The 15,860-nt window shown below is 65.9% G+C and carries 12 protein-coding genes, 2 tRNA genes and 1 pseudogene; 8 read left to right on the top strand and 7 right to left on the bottom strand.

The window, feature by feature from the left end; all coding sequences use genetic code 11:
- Window positions 1–20 precede the first annotated feature (20 nt).
- Window positions 21–719, top strand: coding sequence for a general stress protein (locus tag MHA02_RS13650; RefSeq protein ID WP_147079520.1), 699 nt, complete (start codon window positions 21–23; stop codon window positions 717–719).
- A gap of 9 nt (window positions 720–728) precedes the next feature.
- Here MHA02_RS13650 and MHA02_RS13655 read toward each other — a convergent pair whose 3' ends face one another.
- Window positions 729–1,970: a KpsE/RkpR family capsule polysaccharide export protein gene (locus tag MHA02_RS13655; protein ID WP_147079522.1), complete on the bottom strand. Its 1,242-nt coding sequence runs from the start codon at window positions 1,968–1,970 to the stop codon at window positions 729–731.
- A gap of 108 nt (window positions 1,971–2,078) precedes the next feature.
- The gene (locus MHA02_RS13660) at window positions 2,079–2,732 is read right to left on the bottom strand and encodes an ABC transporter ATP-binding protein (RefSeq protein WP_147079623.1); all 654 of its coding nucleotides are present in this window, start codon (window positions 2,730–2,732) and stop codon (window positions 2,079–2,081) included.
- A gap of 192 nt (window positions 2,733–2,924) precedes the next feature.
- On the opposite strand from MHA02_RS13660, the gene MHA02_RS13665 reads away from it, so the two are divergent.
- A tRNA-Ser gene (locus MHA02_RS13665) sits at window positions 2,925–3,014 on the top strand.
- Window positions 3,015–3,513: 499 nt separating this feature from the next.
- Here MHA02_RS13665 and MHA02_RS13670 read toward each other — a convergent pair.
- Both MHA02_RS13670 and MHA02_RS22710 read right to left on the bottom strand, forming a co-directional pair.
- Entirely contained in the window at window positions 3,514–4,968 is a 1,455-nt protein-coding gene (locus MHA02_RS13670; RefSeq protein ID WP_170249222.1) for a TIR domain-containing protein, read from the bottom strand.
- A gap of 354 nt (window positions 4,969–5,322) precedes the next feature.
- Window positions 5,323–5,513: pseudogene (locus MHA02_RS22710) on the bottom strand (transposase); the annotation flags it as partial.
- 361 nt (window positions 5,514–5,874) lie between these two features.
- Here MHA02_RS22710 and MHA02_RS13680 point away from each other — a divergent pair.
- The 6 genes from MHA02_RS13680 to MHA02_RS13705 all read left to right on the top strand — a co-directional run bounded on the left by MHA02_RS13680 (window position 5,875) and on the right by MHA02_RS13705 (window position 12,219).
- The gene (locus MHA02_RS13680; protein ID WP_147079528.1) at window positions 5,875–6,183 is read left to right on the top strand and encodes a hypothetical protein; all 309 of its coding nucleotides are present in this window, start codon (window positions 5,875–5,877) and stop codon (window positions 6,181–6,183) included.
- Window positions 6,180–6,818 carry a TetR/AcrR family transcriptional regulator gene (locus MHA02_RS13685; protein WP_147079530.1) on the top strand — a complete coding sequence of 213 codons (639 nt, stop codon included), beginning with the start codon at window positions 6,180–6,182 and terminating at the stop codon, window positions 6,816–6,818. Before MHA02_RS13680 ends, MHA02_RS13685 begins: the two co-directional genes overlap by 4 nt.
- The gene (locus tag MHA02_RS13690) at window positions 6,815–8,053 is read left to right on the top strand and encodes an efflux RND transporter periplasmic adaptor subunit (RefSeq protein WP_147079532.1); all 1,239 of its coding nucleotides are present in this window, start codon (window positions 6,815–6,817) and stop codon (window positions 8,051–8,053) included. The genes MHA02_RS13685 and MHA02_RS13690 overlap by 4 nt, the downstream gene beginning before the upstream one ends.
- 43 nt (window positions 8,054–8,096) lie before the next feature.
- The gene (locus MHA02_RS13695; protein WP_147079534.1) at window positions 8,097–11,201 is read left to right on the top strand and encodes an efflux RND transporter permease subunit; all 3,105 of its coding nucleotides are present in this window, start codon (window positions 8,097–8,099) and stop codon (window positions 11,199–11,201) included.
- 39 nt (window positions 11,202–11,240) lie between these two features.
- Window positions 11,241–11,822 carry a DUF2147 domain-containing protein gene (locus MHA02_RS13700; protein WP_147079536.1) on the top strand — a complete coding sequence of 194 codons (582 nt, stop codon included), beginning with the start codon at window positions 11,241–11,243 and terminating at the stop codon, window positions 11,820–11,822.
- Window positions 11,823–12,143: 321 nt separating this feature from the next.
- Window positions 12,144–12,219, top strand: a tRNA-Ile gene (locus tag MHA02_RS13705).
- A gap of 255 nt (window positions 12,220–12,474) precedes the next feature.
- On the opposite strand, the gene MHA02_RS13710 is transcribed toward MHA02_RS13705, so the two are convergent.
- From MHA02_RS13710 to MHA02_RS13720, 3 genes are read right to left on the bottom strand one after another with little or no spacing between them, the layout of a single operon-like run.
- Window positions 12,475–13,404: a DMT family transporter gene (locus tag MHA02_RS13710; protein ID WP_147079538.1), complete on the bottom strand. Its 930-nt coding sequence runs from the start codon at window positions 13,402–13,404 to the stop codon at window positions 12,475–12,477.
- Between the two features lie 25 nt (window positions 13,405–13,429).
- Complete coding sequence (locus MHA02_RS13715) at window positions 13,430–14,698, bottom strand: arsenic transporter (RefSeq protein WP_147079540.1); 1,269 nt, start codon at window positions 14,696–14,698, stop codon at window positions 13,430–13,432.
- 41 nt (window positions 14,699–14,739) lie between these two features.
- A complete protein-coding gene (locus MHA02_RS13720) occupies window positions 14,740–15,855 on the bottom strand; it encodes a metallophosphoesterase family protein (RefSeq protein ID WP_147079542.1) in 1,116 nt (371 codons plus the stop codon).
- Window positions 15,856–15,860: the final 5 nt, after the last annotated feature.

Consider the following 15,860-nt stretch of genomic DNA (forward strand, 5'->3'; position numbering starts at 1 on the left):
GACACGCTGGAGGACTCGCCATGGCTGCTCGCGCCATCACCGCCCTGTTCGACGACTACGAAGAGGCCGCCAAGGCGGTCGACCGGATCGAGGCGGAGGGCGTGCCGCATGCGGACATCGCGATCGTCGCGAGCAACGAAGGCGAGCGTCATCTCGGCCGGCTACCGCCCGCGGCCTCCGCCTCCGCGCAGGAGAGCGATGCCGCGGACGGCGCGGGTGCGGGCGCGACGGTGGGCACGGTGCTAGGCGGCGGCGCCGGGCTACTCGCCGGGCTCGGTCTTCTGGCCATTCCCGGCGTCGGCCCGGTCGTGGCCGCGGGCTGGCTCGTCGCGGCGGTCACCGGGGCCGGCGTCGGCGCGGCGGCCGGAGGCCTGCTCGGCGCGCTCACCGGGGCGGGCCTCAGCCACTCCGATGCCGAGACCTATGCCGAGGGCGTACGCCGTGGCGGCACGCTGGTCACGGTGCGGGCCGAGGATGACAAGGCCGACCGCGTGATGAGCCTCCTGCAGAAGAGCGGCTCGATCGATCTCGACGAGCGTGCCGAGGGCTGGCGCGCGCAGGGCTGGACCGGCGGCAGCATCGGCGACGGCGGCGTCACCCCCGTAACGGGCCACGAGGTCGCCGGCAGCGATCCGCTCGTGCCCGGAGCCGAACCGAGGCCCTCCGCCGATCCCGAGACGGCGCCGCCGACGCGCCTGCCGCCGGGCGGCATCCGCTGAGGCTGTCGGTTATGCCGTGTACTTTCGGAACATCACGGCGCAGGCGAAGGCGGCGAGAGAGCCGGCGGCGATCAAGCTGATCATCAGCATCCGCCGCGGCTGCGTGGCCGATTCGGCGAGGACTGGTTCGACCACGGTGCTGAAGAACTCGATCTGGCGCGCCGCCACGATCCGCGCGCGCTCGTTGGCGGCGAGCACCTTGGCGAAGTACTTCTCCGCATCCATGCGCTCGTTCTCGTAGGCCTCGAACTGCGACATCGCCGCCGAGATGACCTTGCGTTTCTCGGGGTCCAGGCTCGTCGCCTCACGCTCGATACGCGCGATGTTCTCGTCGAGGTTGGCGATCTGCGCCTTCATGTCCTGGATGCGGCGTGTTTCCGGCGCGAGGTCGCGCAGGGACATGGTGAGCTGGACCTGCAGCTCGATCCGCGCCTTGCGCAGCTCGCCGATGATCTTGAGGTTGGTCTCGTTTGTCTTCGAGGCGTCGAGCATGCCCTCGCGGTTGCGCAGGTCGCGCATGGCGAAGCGGACCTTGTTCATGCGCTCCTCGGCATGGACGAGTTCACGCTTGCTCTCGGCGAGCCCGTCGTCGCGCAGCTTCTGCGAGAGCTCGTTCACCTTGCGCTCGCTCTCCTTCATCACGGCCTGAGTGAGCGCGAGGGATTCGTGCGGATCGAAGGCCTCGACGGTGAGCGTGACGATGCCGGAGCCGGTCTCGATGTTCGTCTTGACCCGGTCGTGCCAGTACTTGACGAGCTTCTCGATCGGCTTGTTGGCCTTGAACCGGGAAAACCAGTCGATGTCCTCGCGCGAGAACATCGCGCGCACCGGCATCATGCCCTCGATCGTCTCGATCATCGGGCGGCTCTCGATGTAGTTCGTGGTGATGATCGTGTCCTGGGCGATCATCGCCTTCGGCACGCCGTTGCCGGTGCCGACCTCGTCGGACGAGGCCTTCTCCGCACCGCCGATCGCTGGCCGGATCGCGAAGCGCGCCTCGGTGACGTAGCGGTCCGAGGCGATCAGGCCGAAATACAATGCGCCGACGACCGTCGGCACCACGCAGAGCAGTACGAACAGGATCGGCAGCAGCGGGTCGCTGCGGACGTGGCTCTGGTAGGACCGGATGCCCTTGTTGCGGTCGGCGAACCGCGAGGCCCGCGCCATCTGCTTCAGGGATTCGGCGACGGCGTTCGAGCGGTCGGCGGTGGTGAGCGCCTGGCCCTGCGGATTGCGAATCTCGACGGTCATGCGCCTGAATGGTCCGTTCGGTTCGAAGCCCCGGCCCCAAGGCCGCGCCCCGTCTTCACCTGTCTGACTCGTGCCTCATGACCGACCCGAACGGCGAAACCGTGTCCGTCAGGTGTTGAGGCGCCGGTACACCTCGATCGCCTCGTTGACGTCCTCGTAGACGATGGCCCGGCCGCCGACGAGGATCAGCGCCTGCGAACAGTATTGCCGGATCGTCTCCATGTCGTGCGAGATCAGGATGACGTCGGCGGTCTCGCGGCGCTGGTTGAACACGTCCGCGCAGCGCTTGGCGAAGCGCGCGTCGCCGACCGCCAGCGTCTCGTCGATCAGGTAGCAGTCGAACGGGATCGCCATGCTCATCCCGTAGGCGAGGCGTGCGCCCATACCGGAGGAGTAGGTCTTGATCGGCACGTCGAGATAGCTGCCGAGCTCCGAGAACTCCTCGACGAACTCCAGCACCCGGCGCGGGTCCTCGCCGTAGATGCGCGCCACGAAGATGATGTTGTCGCGCCCCGTCATCAGCGGGTGGAAACCGCCGGCGAAGCCGAGCGGCCAGGACACCCGCAGACCCCGGTGCACGCTGCCGCGGGTCGGCTCCTCTGTGCCGGCGATCAGGCGCATCGTGGTCGACTTGCCGGCGCCGTTGATGCCCATGATGCCGTAGCTGGTACCCGGCTTGAGCGTGAACGACACGCGGTCGAGGATCGTCCGCCGCTGGCCGTTGGTGCGATAGACCTTCGTGACGTTCTCGAACCGGATCACGGTCGCCCGACCCTTGCCCTGCCGCGCCGCGGGTACCTGCAGCAGCAGGCGGCTCGATCCACCCGGAAAGCGGCGAATCTGAGGATCGCCCGCCACGCCCGCGCCCGCCCTCACCCACAACGCGCCGAGCGCCTTGCCAGCCGTAGCCGCAGCGGGTTACAGGACCCGCGTCCGCCGTTGAACGGCGGACCTGGAGGGGTGGCCGAGTGGTTGAAGGCGCACGCCTGGAAAGTGTGTATGCGGGAAACCGTATCGCGGGTTCGAATCCCGCCTCCTCCGCCACCATATAATCGAAAAACTCAAATTCGTGACTTCAGGCCGGCTCCTGACGTCCCATGCTTTGATGGGGCATGACATGGCCCAGCGAAACGTCCAACGGTTGCATGCCGATGAACGATCGACACACGCCGACTACCTGACCGCACGGGCCGGGATCTGGCATTACGCCAGGCCTGCCCCGGTTGCCTTCACCGAACTCGACCCGCGCGGCGTCATCCGGCAATCCATCACAGATCCACGTCACCGACGACCCGACGATGGTGCGAGGCTCGCGCGCTGCTGCCACGATCGATGCATCGCCGATCCCGATCCCTATTTCGAAGAGGACGGTGCAGATGACAGACGGCAACGGCGATAGGCTACTGCCACGGTGGCGATCGTCACGTTCATTCCGATAGCAAGACAGAGCTGATTTATCCCAGGCAGTCGCATCGTCATTTAGCATTAATTCTGCAGAATGAACCAAAATTGTCTGCAGAAGCGAGGTAATATCATTGATTGATTAGTTTCTCATATATGCCAGCAAGGCATCGTTAAAGTGAAGGTGCTCTAAGAGTTTTGGAGGCGGAGCGATTGGCGGACCCTCGATCGGTATGGGTTGAATAAACGGAGGTCTATCTTCGGTATTCATCTTGAGGTTAAGGGCATATTCGATCTCTTTGGATACCCATTCAGAGTCCGCGGCAGAATGCGACCAAAACAACAAAAACACGTCGCATTTATCGATTTCTTTATACAATTGTTGGTTCCACCGATCTCCCGGGGCGAGACTCAATACATCTTGAAATATTTCTATTCCGGCAATCTTGAATGCCTGAACGCGCCGTAAAACCTCCGCTCGATCTTTGGATGCATATGACACAAATGCTCGCTTATAGCGTTGTATTTGTATTTCTTGTTGAGCGTACTGATTATCTTTTGAAATTTGTTTGCTTATTTTCAATATAAATCGAATTGCTCCAACCGGGACTCCTGAAACCGAAATTCTTATCCGGCCGATGCTTTGTGGCATGGTAACAGTTTTTGGGACTGTGACCTCAAATTGAGTGACAACCGGTAGACCTTTCCAAACAATTACGCCGTCTGGTTCCAATATTTGCAGATGGTCTATCTCCGCTCTAAATTCGACACGCGTGCCAGACGGAATATCAAGTGGAAATGAGAAAACACCTTTCTTTACGGCATCGGGATCAGACAGTTTGATAAGTTTAGACGCCGCTTTTTCGAAGCCGGGCGAGTAAATGCATACTTGTAAAAGGAAGTCTGTTCCGGCTTGGACCTCGGGCGGACAAAAAACTGCCGCATCGACCGGGCAAAGATCGATTTCCTTTGGTATACGGTTAGATTTGCGTGCGCTGCGCGCAATGTCAGCTGCTGAATTTCCTGCTGTTTTTGCTGATCGACTTGTCTTATTGTCAATTATCTCTTGTGAACGCAAGAACGCTGGGATGTCGAGTTCATCATCGGCCGTCACTCGTGGTTGCGATGTGGATCCGCGTGTTCCGGGAGAGGATCGCTCTCGAGGATGTGGCCCATCATCCTGAGAAGCATTTTCTTCACGGCGTCCCCCGAAGCCGACACTACTCAGGCGGCCCAACAATACGGTACGCCTCTCCTCTGTTGGATCTCGATTTGGTTCGAGATCAATTATACTTTTAAGAATTTGCTTTTTAGCCGCTGATAACGGCTCTTGCGGCGTACTCATGCTCTGAGATGCTTTGACAGAAGGTGTATTTATTAAGGGCGTTGAAATCGACGGGTTGGTAGCGGCACGGGATTCCTCGTTAGCAGTCAATGGATTGCTGTCGTCTTTCGACGGCCGAAGGCCCTTCAATAGGGTAATTATATTTTCAATGCCATTTTTTATCGACTTATAGATAAGTATTATCGTGATGAGAATAGATATTAAACAAATACTTGATATAATAAAAAATACATTTTGAAGCGCTTCTGGCATGGTGTGCTCCGTTTCCATAAATATACTATTATTATTGAAGTCTTGTTTGTCGAAAGCTGGTTTGTTTTGAGTCGGGTCGACGCTGTGATCGCATTTAAAACCAGCTAACAGGTCGGATCTCGAGATTGTGACCATTCCCCAAAGACGGCAACGTGATCGCACGGCGCGGCTGCGTTCGTGCTCGGTCGACGACGAAAGTCGACTGAAAGCTGAGCATATTGGCCATATTGTCGAGCGCCGCCATACGTTTTGTCCGCGAGCCACGCACCGCACTTTCGCATGCAGGATCCCCATCACGGCCGATAGCCGCGGCTGGTCGATCGATGGGGCACAGGGCTAGGGCCGTGTGGACAGTTATCTTAGCCAGACGACGATAGCGGCGCGTGCGACGATTGCGGCATAGTTTCGGGCGGTTTCCTCGTATCGGCTTGCGACGCGGCGGAATTGCTTGAGCGTGGAAAAGCGCACTCGACGCGGTGACGCTGTTTGTTGAGGTGTTTGTCGAAAGGATGCTGGCTCGCCATTGCGGGATTGTTCTGGATCAAGAGCCGCCGACGAATTTGGATGAGCACATGCGGCGGTTCTGGATTGTTAGCTTTCGGCTTGGCCCTCCGGGTCCGATATCCGCTGCGCCGCCCCGGAATGACAGGGGCGGCTCCCGGCTGGATTGTGCTTGCTGCAGCTGAGTCCGGAGGCGTGAACTCCCCTTTCCGGACTGCTGGCGAGGGCGGACGGGCTTCTGACCCATGGACGTCGGTGGACCCCTGCGTCATCGTCTCGGGTTCGAGCCGAGATGGTCACCTGGGACGACCAGCACCGAGCGAGACCGGCAGATCAATGAGAACGAACGTTCATTGACATGAGAATGAACGTTCATTATGGAGAGGGGGTACGCAGGAGTTTGCGATGAGCGTTTCGCTTTCAGGCCGCTGGTCGGGCCAGGACGACGATCGGGCCTTTGCCGGGCAGTCCGGGCCGGTACGGATCCTGGGGACCATTCGGGCCATCGCCACGCCGTCGAACCTGATGCTCGCGGGGGCCGTGGCCTTCGGCTGGCTGGCGCTCGTCGCCTGGACCGGGAACGGCCCCGACGGTTGGCAGGCACGCTCCTGTGCGGAATTCGACCTGGGGCGGGCGTCATGCAGCACCATACGGTTCACGAAGGATCAGAGCCGCATCGCGCCCTTCATGGACGCCGCGGACGCCGCTCGATGAGCGCGGCCGTCGGAAACGTCATCGATGCCGGGCGCGGACAGGCGGCGCGGCGTGAGCACATCCTCGATGCCGCCGAGACCTGCTTCATCCGCAACGGCTTCCACCGGACCACGATGCTGGATCTGGCCAAGGCCGCCGCGATGAGCGCCGGGAATTTCTACCGGTACTTCTCCTCGAAGGAGGCCATCGTTCTAGGTCTGGCGGAGCGGGACCGCGAGCGCGGCGCCGCCATGCTCGGTGAACTGCAGAAGAGCGGTGACCGCCGCGCGGCGTTCCTCGGCGTCCTTACGCAATACGTCTCCGCCCTCACACGTGAGGCTGCGGTGCTGCGCCTCGACATCTGGTCCGAGGCGACCCGCAATCCAGCCATCGCAGCGATGACCGAGAGTTCCGAGGCGGAAGCCCGTGCCTGGTTCCTCGATATGTTCGAGGCGCTCGCCACGTCGCCCGATTGCGACCCGCCCGCGCTCCACATCCTGGTGAGCCGTCTGTTGAAGGGCGTCATCGTCGACCGGGCCCTGACGCCCGAGTTCGACCCGGCCCCCGCCGTCGCGCAGCTGCTGCAGCTGCTCGAGGCCGGCCTCGGCGGACGTCTGCCGACCGCGTCCGATGCATCAGGGACACCGCCGCGATGAAGCTCCCCCGCAAGCTGGCAGGCTCGGCCCTGCTGTCGCTTGGCATCGCCTTGGCCGCCTCGTCCGCGCAGGCCGAGGGGAGCCGGGCACCCGCCAAGGCGAGCCTGATACCGGCGGTCAGCGTGGTCGAGGCGGCCCGCCGCGAGATCGTCGAAAGCGTCGTCGTCACCGGCACGCTGGTGCCCCGCGACGAGATTCTGGTGACGCCGGAGATCGATGGCTACCGCGTCACCGAGGTTCTGGTCGAGGAGGGCATGCGCGTCCAGCGCGGACAGGTCCTCGCCCGGCTCTCGCACGACCTGATCGACCGGCAACTGGTCCAGCAGAGTGCCCTCGTCGACAAGGCCTCCGCCGCCGTGCCGCAGGCCCAGAGCAGCATCGAGCAGGCCGAGGCCACCGAGACCGAGGCCCGTCTCAGCTACGACCGCGCCCGCCAGCTCCTGCAGACCGGCAACGCCACCGCGGTGGTGATGGAGAGCCGCACGGCGGCGCTCCGACAGGCCGAGGGCAAGCTCGCCTTCGCGCGCAACGGCCTTCTGATCGCCAAGGCCGAACTCGCTCAGGCCAAGGCCGTGCAGGACGAGCTCGAATTGCGGCTCGCCCGCACCGAGATCCGCGCGCCGGAGGCCGGCATCGTCAACCGCCGCACGGCGCGCGTCGGCATCACCGCCTCGTCCGCGGCCGAGCCGCTGTTTCGGCTCATCGCCCGCGGCGAGATCGAGCTGGAGGGCGAGGTCATCGAGACCAAGCTGCCGCTCCTGCACGAAGGCCGGCCGGCCTGGATCGAGCTCGGCAGCGGCGAGCGCGTGCGGGGCAGCGTCCGCGCGGTCTATCCGGAGGTCGACAAGGCGAGCCGGCTCGGCAAGGTCCGCATCCGGCTCGATGCCGACCCGCGCTTGCGTATCGGCACCTTCGCCCGCGGCGCCGTCGAACTCGCCCGCACCCGCGGCGTGACCGTGCCGCAGGCCTCCGTGCTCTATGGCGGGACGAAGGGCAGCAGCGTGCTGGTGGCGGCCGGCGGCCGGGTCGAGGCCCGCGAGGTCCGCATCGGCCTGTCCGATGACGACGACATCGAGATCCGCACCGGCCTCACCGAGGGCGAGCGCGTCGTCGCACGGGCCGGCAGCTTTTTGCGGGACGGCGACCGGGTCCGGCCGATCCCCGTGGCGGCTGCGGCGCCGGCTGTCGCCGAGGCGCCGTCGCCCCAGGCGAGTGCCGAAGCCGGCGCTCCTTGAGCCGACGCCTTACCTTGAACCCTCAAAGAAGCGGGTCGCCTCGATGCGCCTGAACATTTCTGCCTGGGCGATCCGCAATCCGATCGGGCCACTGGTCCTGTTCCTCGTGCTGATCGTGCTCGGCCTCGTCAGCTTCCGCGGGCTGGCGGTGACGAAGATGCCGAACGTCGACGTGCCGATCGTCTCGGTGGCGATCACGCAGTCCGGCGCAGCCCCCTCCGAGCTGCAGACCCAGGTCACGAAATGGGTCGAGGACTCGATCGCGGGCGTGCGGGGCGTCAAGCACATCACCTCGGCGATCACCGAGGGCTCGTCGGTCACCACCGTCGAGTTCAGGCTGGAGGTGAACACCGACCGCGCGGTGAACGACGTGAAGGACGCCGTCTCGAAGATCCGCATCAACCTGCCGCGCACCATCGACGAGCCGGTGATCAGCCGTGTCGAGATCGCCGGCTTGCCGATCCTCGTCTACGGCGTGAAGGCGCCGGCGATGAACCCGGCCGAGCTGTCCTGGTTCGTCGAGGACAAGGTCGCGCGCACGCTCCAGGGCGTGAAGGGCGTCGGCGGCGTCGAGCGCGTCGGCGGCGTCGCCCGCGAGATGCGCATCGTGCTCCAGCCCGACCGCCTGCTGGCGCTCGGCATCACCGCGGCCGACGTGAACCGGCAGCTGCGCCTCACCTCCGCCGACATGGCCGGCGGGCGCGGCGAGGTCGGCGGGCGCGAGCAGTCGATCCGCACGCTCGCGGCTTCGCGCACCATCCGCGACCTCAAGGCGACCTCCATCGTCCTGCCCGGTGGCCGCAAGGTGCGCCTCGACGACCTCGCCACGGTGCAGGACGCCATCGAGGAGCCCCGCACCTTCGCCCGCTTCGACGGCGAGCCGGTGGTGGCCTTCACGGTCTCGCGCGGCTCGGGCGCCAGCGATGCCGACGTCGCCGCGGGCGTCGAAAAGAAGATCGCCGAGTTCCGGCAGAGCTACCCCGATATCCTCTTCGAAAAGATCGATTCCTCGGTCTCCTCGACCATCGGCAGCTACGATTCGGCGATGCACACCCTGATCGAGGGCGCCGCGCTCGCCGTGCTGGTGGTGTTCCTGTTCCTGCGGGACTGGCGCGCCACGCTGATCGCGGCGATCGCCCTGCCGCTCTCGGTCTTCCCGACCTTCTGGGCGATGGACATGCTCGGCTTCACGCTGAACGGCATCAGCCTGCTTGCCATCACGCTCGTCACCGGCATCCTCGTCGACGACGCCATCGTCGAGATCGAGAACATCGTCCGCCACATGCGGATGGGCAAATCCGCCTACCGCGCCGCCATCGACGGCGCCGACGAGATCGGGCTTGCGGTCATCGCCATCACCGCGACGTTGATCGCGGTGTTCGCGCCGGTGTCGTTCATGCCGGGGATCGCCGGACGCTATTTCATCCAGTTCGGCCTGACCATCGCGGTCTCGGTGTTCATGTCGCTGCTCGTGGCGCGCCTGATCACGCCGATGCTCGCCGCCTACTTCCTGCGCGACCACGCCCACACGGACGAGCGCGACGGGCCGGTAATGCGCGCCTATGGTCGCCTCGTCGGCTGGTCGGTGCGCCACCGCGTCATCACGCTGCTCGTCGGCCTCGGGTTGTTTGCCGGCTCCCTCGCCTCGACCGGCCTGCTGCCCTCGGGCTTCGTGCCGAAGCAGGACAATGCCCGCACCTTGGTGATGGTCGAGCTGGCGCCGGGCGCCAGGCTTGCCGACACCATCGCCGTGTCCGACCGGGTGGCGGCGCGCATCCGCTCCCTGCCGGAAGTTGTTTCGGTCTTCGTCGACGGCGGCCGTCAGGTCGGCGGCAAGAAGGAGACCCGGCTCGCCACGCTGACCGTGAACCTGACGCCGAAGAACCGGCGCACGAAGAAGCAGTGGACCATTGAAACCGAGATCGCCGCCCTCATCGCCGAGGAGCCGGATATCCGTTCCTGGACGCTTCGCGATAGCGGCCAGCGCGACCTCGCCCTCGTCGTCGGCGGTCCCGATGCCGAGGTGGTCGCGGAGGTCGCGGCCCGGCTCCAGCGCGACATGGCCGCGATCCCGCACCTCGTCGCGGTGATGTCGACGGCCCCGCTCAACCGCACCGAGGTCCGCATCCGCCCGAAGGAAGGCTCGGCCGCCGACCTCGGCGTTTCAACCGACGCCATCGCCGAGACGGTGCGCGTCGGCACCATCGGCGACATCGGCCTGAACCTCGCCAAGTTCAACGCCAAGGACCGCCAGATCCCGATCCGGGTGCAGCTCCCCGAGAGCGCCCGCGGCGCCGTCTCGCGCCTGGAGAACCTCAAGGTGCCGGCCAAGAACGGCACCGCCGTGCCACTCGCCGCCGTCGCCGACATCGAGCTCGACCAGGGCCCGGGCGCCATCGACCGCTACGACCGCGTGATCCGCGTCGCGGTGGAGGCCAACATGGAGGGCTCGGACGCGCTGGGCTCGCTGATCCAGCAGGCGCTGCAGACACCGACTGCGAAAAACCTGCCTCCGGGGGTGACCATCCGCCAGACCGGCGACGCCGAGATCATGGGTGAGGTGTTTTCGGGCTTCCTCATGGCGATGGGCGCCGGGATCATGATGGTCTACGCCGTGCTCGTGCTGCTCTTCGGCAACTTCCTGCAGCCGCTGACCATCCTGTTCTCGCTGCCGCTCTCCATCGGCGGTGCGATCCTCGGCCTCCTCATCCTCAACATGCCGATCTCGATGCCCGTGGTGATCGGCATCCTGATGCTGATGGGGCTTGTGACGAAGAACGCGATCATGCTCGTCGACTTCGCGGTGGAAGAGATGGGCCGCGGCGTCGATCGCGTCACCGCCATCGTCGATGCCGGTCGCAAGCGTGCGCGGCCCATCGTGATGACCACCATCGCCATGGCAGCCGGCATGGTGCCCTCGGCCCTCGCGCTCGGTATCGGCGGCGAATTCCGCGCGCCGATGGCGGTGGCGGTGATCTCGGGCCTCATCGTCTCGACCCTGCTCTCGCTGGTCTTCGTGCCCGCCGTGTTCCTACTGATGGACAGCCTCGGCTCCCTGCTCGGGCGCATCTTCGGCCGCTTCGTCGGTGCACGTGACGAGGCCGTCGCGACACACGATCCCCATGTGGCGGCGCAGGCGAGCCGTTAGGGCTCGCCCGTTCCGGAACCGTCCCGAGAAGGAGACCGAATGCCACCAAACCTGATCCGATCCTGCTTGGCGGCCATCGCCGGCCTCGCCGCCTTGCCTGTCGCTCCGGCAGCGGCGGCCGATCCGGTCGGCACCTGGCTGACCGAGGACGGGCGTGCCCGCGTCCGAACCGAGCCGTGCGGACCGGGCAAGATCCATCTGTGCGGCTACGTGGTCTGGGGCAGCAAGCCCCTCGACGAGACCGGCAAGCCCAAGCGGGACCGCTACAATCCCGATCCGGCCAAGCAGTCGCGCCCCCTCCTCGGCCACCAGATGATCCTCGGCCTGAAACGCAATGCGGAGGGCCGCTACGTGGGCAGCATCTATAACGGCGACAACGGCAAATCCTACGAGGTCACGGTCTGGAGCGAGGCGCCGTCCGAGCTCTCCGTGAAGGGCTGCCTGCTGGCGGTGTTGTGCGGCACGCAGACCTGGACGCGCGTGACCGATCTGCTGCCTGGGCAACTCCAGGGCGCGACCGACGCTGCCGGCGGCCCCCGCTCCGATCCCGAATGGATAGCCAAACCCGCCGCACCGGGATCGAAGGGCCGTCCCGCCGATGGCTCGACCCCGGCGAGATAGGAGTGCGAATTCCTCGATTGCGATCGACCGGCCGCCATCGTCCGGCGCACGCAATCGTCGCCTGTGACCCGGTCAGGGTCGCCCCGCAGTGAGGCGGGAGGCGCTCAGGGACACGGTCTCCGCATTTGCCGCCGAGAATTGGAGACAGGTAAGTTTCTGTATGCCATCGCGAAACCCAGCTTTTGAAGCGGGCTGAAAAGGACGAACGACAACGAAGTCTGCGGTTCGAGGTCGCCACCGAAACGTGAGGCATTCGCGAGGAGCCGGGGTGACGAAGGGCCCCGGCTCGGGTATCGCTGCCGAGCGTATCAAAGAACGCCTGGGCCTGTAGCTCAATGGTTAGAGCCGACCGCTCATAACGGTCTGGTTGCAGGTTCGAGTCCTGCCGGGCCCACCACCGTTTCCTTGTCCGATGCGCCGCCGGGGCGATCGATCCGGAGCCTGCCGGCACCGAACCGGAAGCGTTTGAGCCTCGCAACGTGCGGAGGCCGGACATGCCGACTCGGCTTCAAGCTTTTGCCGGGCTTCCGTAGGAGTCTCCGGCGGTCCTGCGTCGGCTTTGGTTCCTGTCTCGAATGACCGGCCGACCGTCATTCGCCCCAGGCCGGCATCCCGCCACACGGCTGGACGGCGATGCCTCCGATCCGAAGGTTCAGAACACCGAGATCAGGACGATGCCCGCCACCATGAGCGCGGCCCCGCCCAGACGCGATGGTCCGGCCTTGACCTGTTTCATGCCGACCCAGCCGAAATGGTCGAGCGCCACCGAGGTGAGGAGGTTGGCGGTGATGAGCAGGCCGTTGAAGGCACCGGCGCCGACCGTGTCGACGAAGAGCAGGCCGCCGAACACGGCCACCGCGCCGGTGATGCCGGCGAGCGGCATCCACCAGCGTACGCCCGAGAGGTCCTGCCGCGTCGGCAGCGGCGTCGGGCGCAGCAGGAACACCAAGACGAAGACGAACACCACCGGCAGGAACGAAGCGGTTGCGGCGAGCCAAGGATTCACCAGGGCGCCGCGCAGCTGCGCGTTCCAGACGACGCCGACGGCCTGAAGGATGCCGGCGACGATGATGAAGGGATAGAGCAGCTTCGGATTGAGGCCGTGCCCCTCGTCCTTCTCCTCGCCCTTGTCGGCTGTCGTGCGGGCGATGAAGACGACCCCGACGGCCATCAGCAGGCCACCGATCCAGGGCATCGGCTTGAAGCCACTGCCCTGCAGGCCGAAGAGGCCGAGGGAATCCATGGCGAGGGAGGCCAGGATGTTGGCGGTGAGCGTCAGGCCGTTGAACGGCCCGGCCCCGACCTTGTCGATGAAGGCGAGGCCGCCGAACACGGCCACCGCGCCGGCGACCCCGCCGAGGGGCGCGTACCAGGGCATCTTCCCGAGGGTATCGAGGCTCGGCAGCGGCGTCGGCATCATCAGGAAGAGCGTCGCGAACACGAAGACGATGGGCGCGAAGGAGACGGACGCGGCCAGCCACGGGTTCACCATCCGGCCCCGCAACTGCGCGTTCATGGAATTGCCGAGCGCCTGCAGGGCGCCGGCCACGAGGATGAAGGGATAGAGAAGGGCCGGGTTCACGGGCGTCCTTGGGTGGCTGGAGCGATCAGACGAGGAGGAGGCCGGCCAAGGCCAGTAGGAGGGCCGGCGGCATCACGAGGAGACCGAGCTTCAGGAAGCGCCAGAAGCTCACGTCCTGGCCCTCCCGGCGGATGGCCGTGAGCCAGAGAATGGTGGCGAGGGAGCCGGTGACGGACAGGTTCGGGCCGATGTCGACGCCGATCAGCACGGCGCCGGCCAGCTTGTCGGAAACCTCGGCGGCGTGGACGGCGGCGCCCGCGATCAGGCCGGCTGGCAAGTTGTTCACGGCGTTGCTGAGCACAGCCACCAGGGCGCCGGCACCCCATGCGGTCTCGGTCGGCGCCGAATGGGCCAGCCGCTTCAGGGCATCCGCGATCATGCCGAGCACGCCGGTCGTCTCCAGGGCCTCGACCAGGACGAACAGACCGGCGACCAGGGGCAGGACGCTCCAGGAAACGTCCTTGATTACCTCGACCAGCCCGCCGCGTTTCAGCAGCAGCACGGCGAGCGTCGTCACGAGACCGGCGACGAAGGTCGGCAGGCCGAGATCGAGCCCGTAGGCCGAGGCCCCGATCAGCACGGCGCCGGTGGCCATGATGCCGAGGCCGGCGACGAGGCCGGTGCGGGAGAGCTCGACCCGTTCGACGTCGGTGGCGACGTCTTGCGTCTTCAGGGCGGAGGCCTGGGTCAGGCGCAGGACGGCGTAGGTTGCCCCGATCGCCAGAACCGAGGGCAGCGCGAACATGGCGAGCCAGCGGGTCAGCGGGGGCATGTGGTCGGCGAAGACGACGAGGTTGGCCGGGTTCGAGATCGGCAGGACGAAGCTCGCCGCGTTGGCGATGAAGGCGCAGATGAACAGGTAGGGCAGCGGGTCCTTCACCTTCGCGGCCTTGGTCGCGGCATAGACGGCGGGCGTCAGCACGACCGCGCAAGCGTCGTTCGAGAGAAACACCGTCACCACCGTGCCGACCCCGTAGATCAGGGCGAACAGGCGTGTGGCGGACCCCTTGGCGGCCCGGACAGCGATGCCCGCGAGCCAGTCGAACAGGCCTTCCTTCCGGGCGACCTCGGACATCAGCATCATGCCGACGAGGAAGAGGTAGACGTCGGTGCCCTTGAGAACGCCGGTCCAGGCGGTCCCAGCCGGCAGCAGCCCGAACAGCACCAGGGCCACGGCCCCGAGCACGGCCCAGATCGCCTCCGGCCAGGAGAAGGGTCGCGTGATCACGCCGAGCGTCGCCAGCGCAGCGATGCCCCAGGTCGCGAGGTTCGGGGTCAGCGTGAGCGCGCCCATCGTTTTGGGTGTCCTGGTCGAGGAGGTGAAATCGGAAGGGGCTACCAGTGCCGGCCGTTGCGGTTCGGCCCGAGCTGCGTGCCGAGCAGGCCGCGTTCCGGCCATGCACCGAGCGCGTCCGCGTCGCTTCCGATGCCGCGCGAGACCGGGATGTCGGCGCGGTCGGTGGCGGGCTCGATCGTGTCCAGGCCTCGCTTACCGGTGGCGTCGGTCGCGCGCACCGTCAGCCTTCGGCCGCCGGTCGGCCAGGAGATCGCGGCACTGTAGCGGTTGCCGCCGTCCATGCGGGCCATCGGCCGCCAGTCTCCGTCGTCGATGCGGCATTCGCAGGCGGCGACGCGTTCGGTCCCGAGGACGAGCGCTCGTATCTCGGTGGTGCCGTCGACGACATGCGCGCCGTCATGGGCCAGGCGGCGGTCGGAGGGGCTCGTGATCAGCACGAGCGGCCAGGGTTCGGACAATTCCTTGAAGCGCCAGCTGACCACGCCCCGATCGATGGCGGCGACGGCATAGCCGACCGGCCCTTCCTCGATCTGCCCGGTCGACCGGGTCGCCGCGTAGACCGTGCGGCCGTCATTGGCGAGCTCGTTGTAATGCGTGTGCCCCATCTCGACGAGGCGCACCCGCGAGCGGTGGACGAGGCTCGCGACAGCCTCGGCCTCGCCTTCGCCTTTCAGGTCGGCCGGGTAGCTGTGCATGAACAGGGCCGCGTCCTGGCCGGCGCTTTCCGCCGCGTCCAGTTCCCGGCCGAGCCAAGCCATCTGCTCGGTCCCGAGACGGAAATCGGGTCCGCCGCGACCGGGGCCGCACATGTCGAGGAACAGGCAGCGGGTGCCCGAGACCGTAACCGCGTAGGGCAGCGCCCTCGCCCCGAGGCCGGCATAGAAGGCGTCGAGGCTGCCCCCCTCCATGTCGTGATCGCCCGTGATCACGTGGACCGGCAGGTTCAGCTGGTCCATTCCGGCACGCACCAGGGCGTACTGCTCGGGGCGGCCGTTATCGGCGTTGTCCCCGGGCAGGTAGACGAAGTCGAGGCCGTCGAGGGCCGCGATCTGGTCGACGATGGCGAGGTAGTCCCGCGCATTGTCCGACCCGGCCTCGGTCAGGTGGAGGTCGCCGATATGGGCGAAGGCCAGGATGTCGTCGCGGCTGCTCATGGCGC

This window comes from Methylobacterium haplocladii, from assembly GCF_007992175.1.
In the GTDB taxonomy this organism is placed as follows: Bacteria; Pseudomonadota; Alphaproteobacteria; order Rhizobiales; family Beijerinckiaceae; genus Methylobacterium; species Methylobacterium haplocladii.

Excerpts from the sequence above, each read along its gene's own strand:
- MHA02_RS13650 (WP_147079520.1), top strand. The coding sequence starts at position 21 with ATGGCTGCTCGCGCCATCACCGCCCTGTTCGACGACTACGAAGAGGCC.
- MHA02_RS13655 (WP_147079522.1), bottom strand. The coding sequence starts at position 1,970 with ATGACCGTCGAGATTCGCAATCCGCAGGGCCAGGCGCTCACCACCGCC.
- MHA02_RS13670 (WP_170249222.1), bottom strand. The coding sequence starts at position 4,968 with ATGCCAGAAGCGCTTCAAAATGTATTTTTTATTATATCAAGTATTTGT.
- MHA02_RS13680 (WP_147079528.1), top strand. The coding sequence starts at position 5,875 with ATGAGCGTTTCGCTTTCAGGCCGCTGGTCGGGCCAGGACGACGATCGG.
- MHA02_RS13685 (WP_147079530.1), top strand. The coding sequence starts at position 6,180 with ATGAGCGCGGCCGTCGGAAACGTCATCGATGCCGGGCGCGGACAGGCG.
- MHA02_RS13690 (WP_147079532.1), top strand. The coding sequence starts at position 6,815 with ATGAAGCTCCCCCGCAAGCTGGCAGGCTCGGCCCTGCTGTCGCTTGGC.
- MHA02_RS13695 (WP_147079534.1), top strand. The coding sequence starts at position 8,097 with ATGCGCCTGAACATTTCTGCCTGGGCGATCCGCAATCCGATCGGGCCA.
- MHA02_RS13700 (WP_147079536.1), top strand. The coding sequence starts at position 11,241 with ATGCCACCAAACCTGATCCGATCCTGCTTGGCGGCCATCGCCGGCCTC.
- MHA02_RS13715 (WP_147079540.1), bottom strand. The coding sequence starts at position 14,698 with ATGGGCGCGCTCACGCTGACCCCGAACCTCGCGACCTGGGGCATCGCT.
- MHA02_RS13720 (WP_147079542.1), bottom strand. The coding sequence starts at position 15,855 with ATGAGCAGCCGCGACGACATCCTGGCCTTCGCCCATATCGGCGACCTC.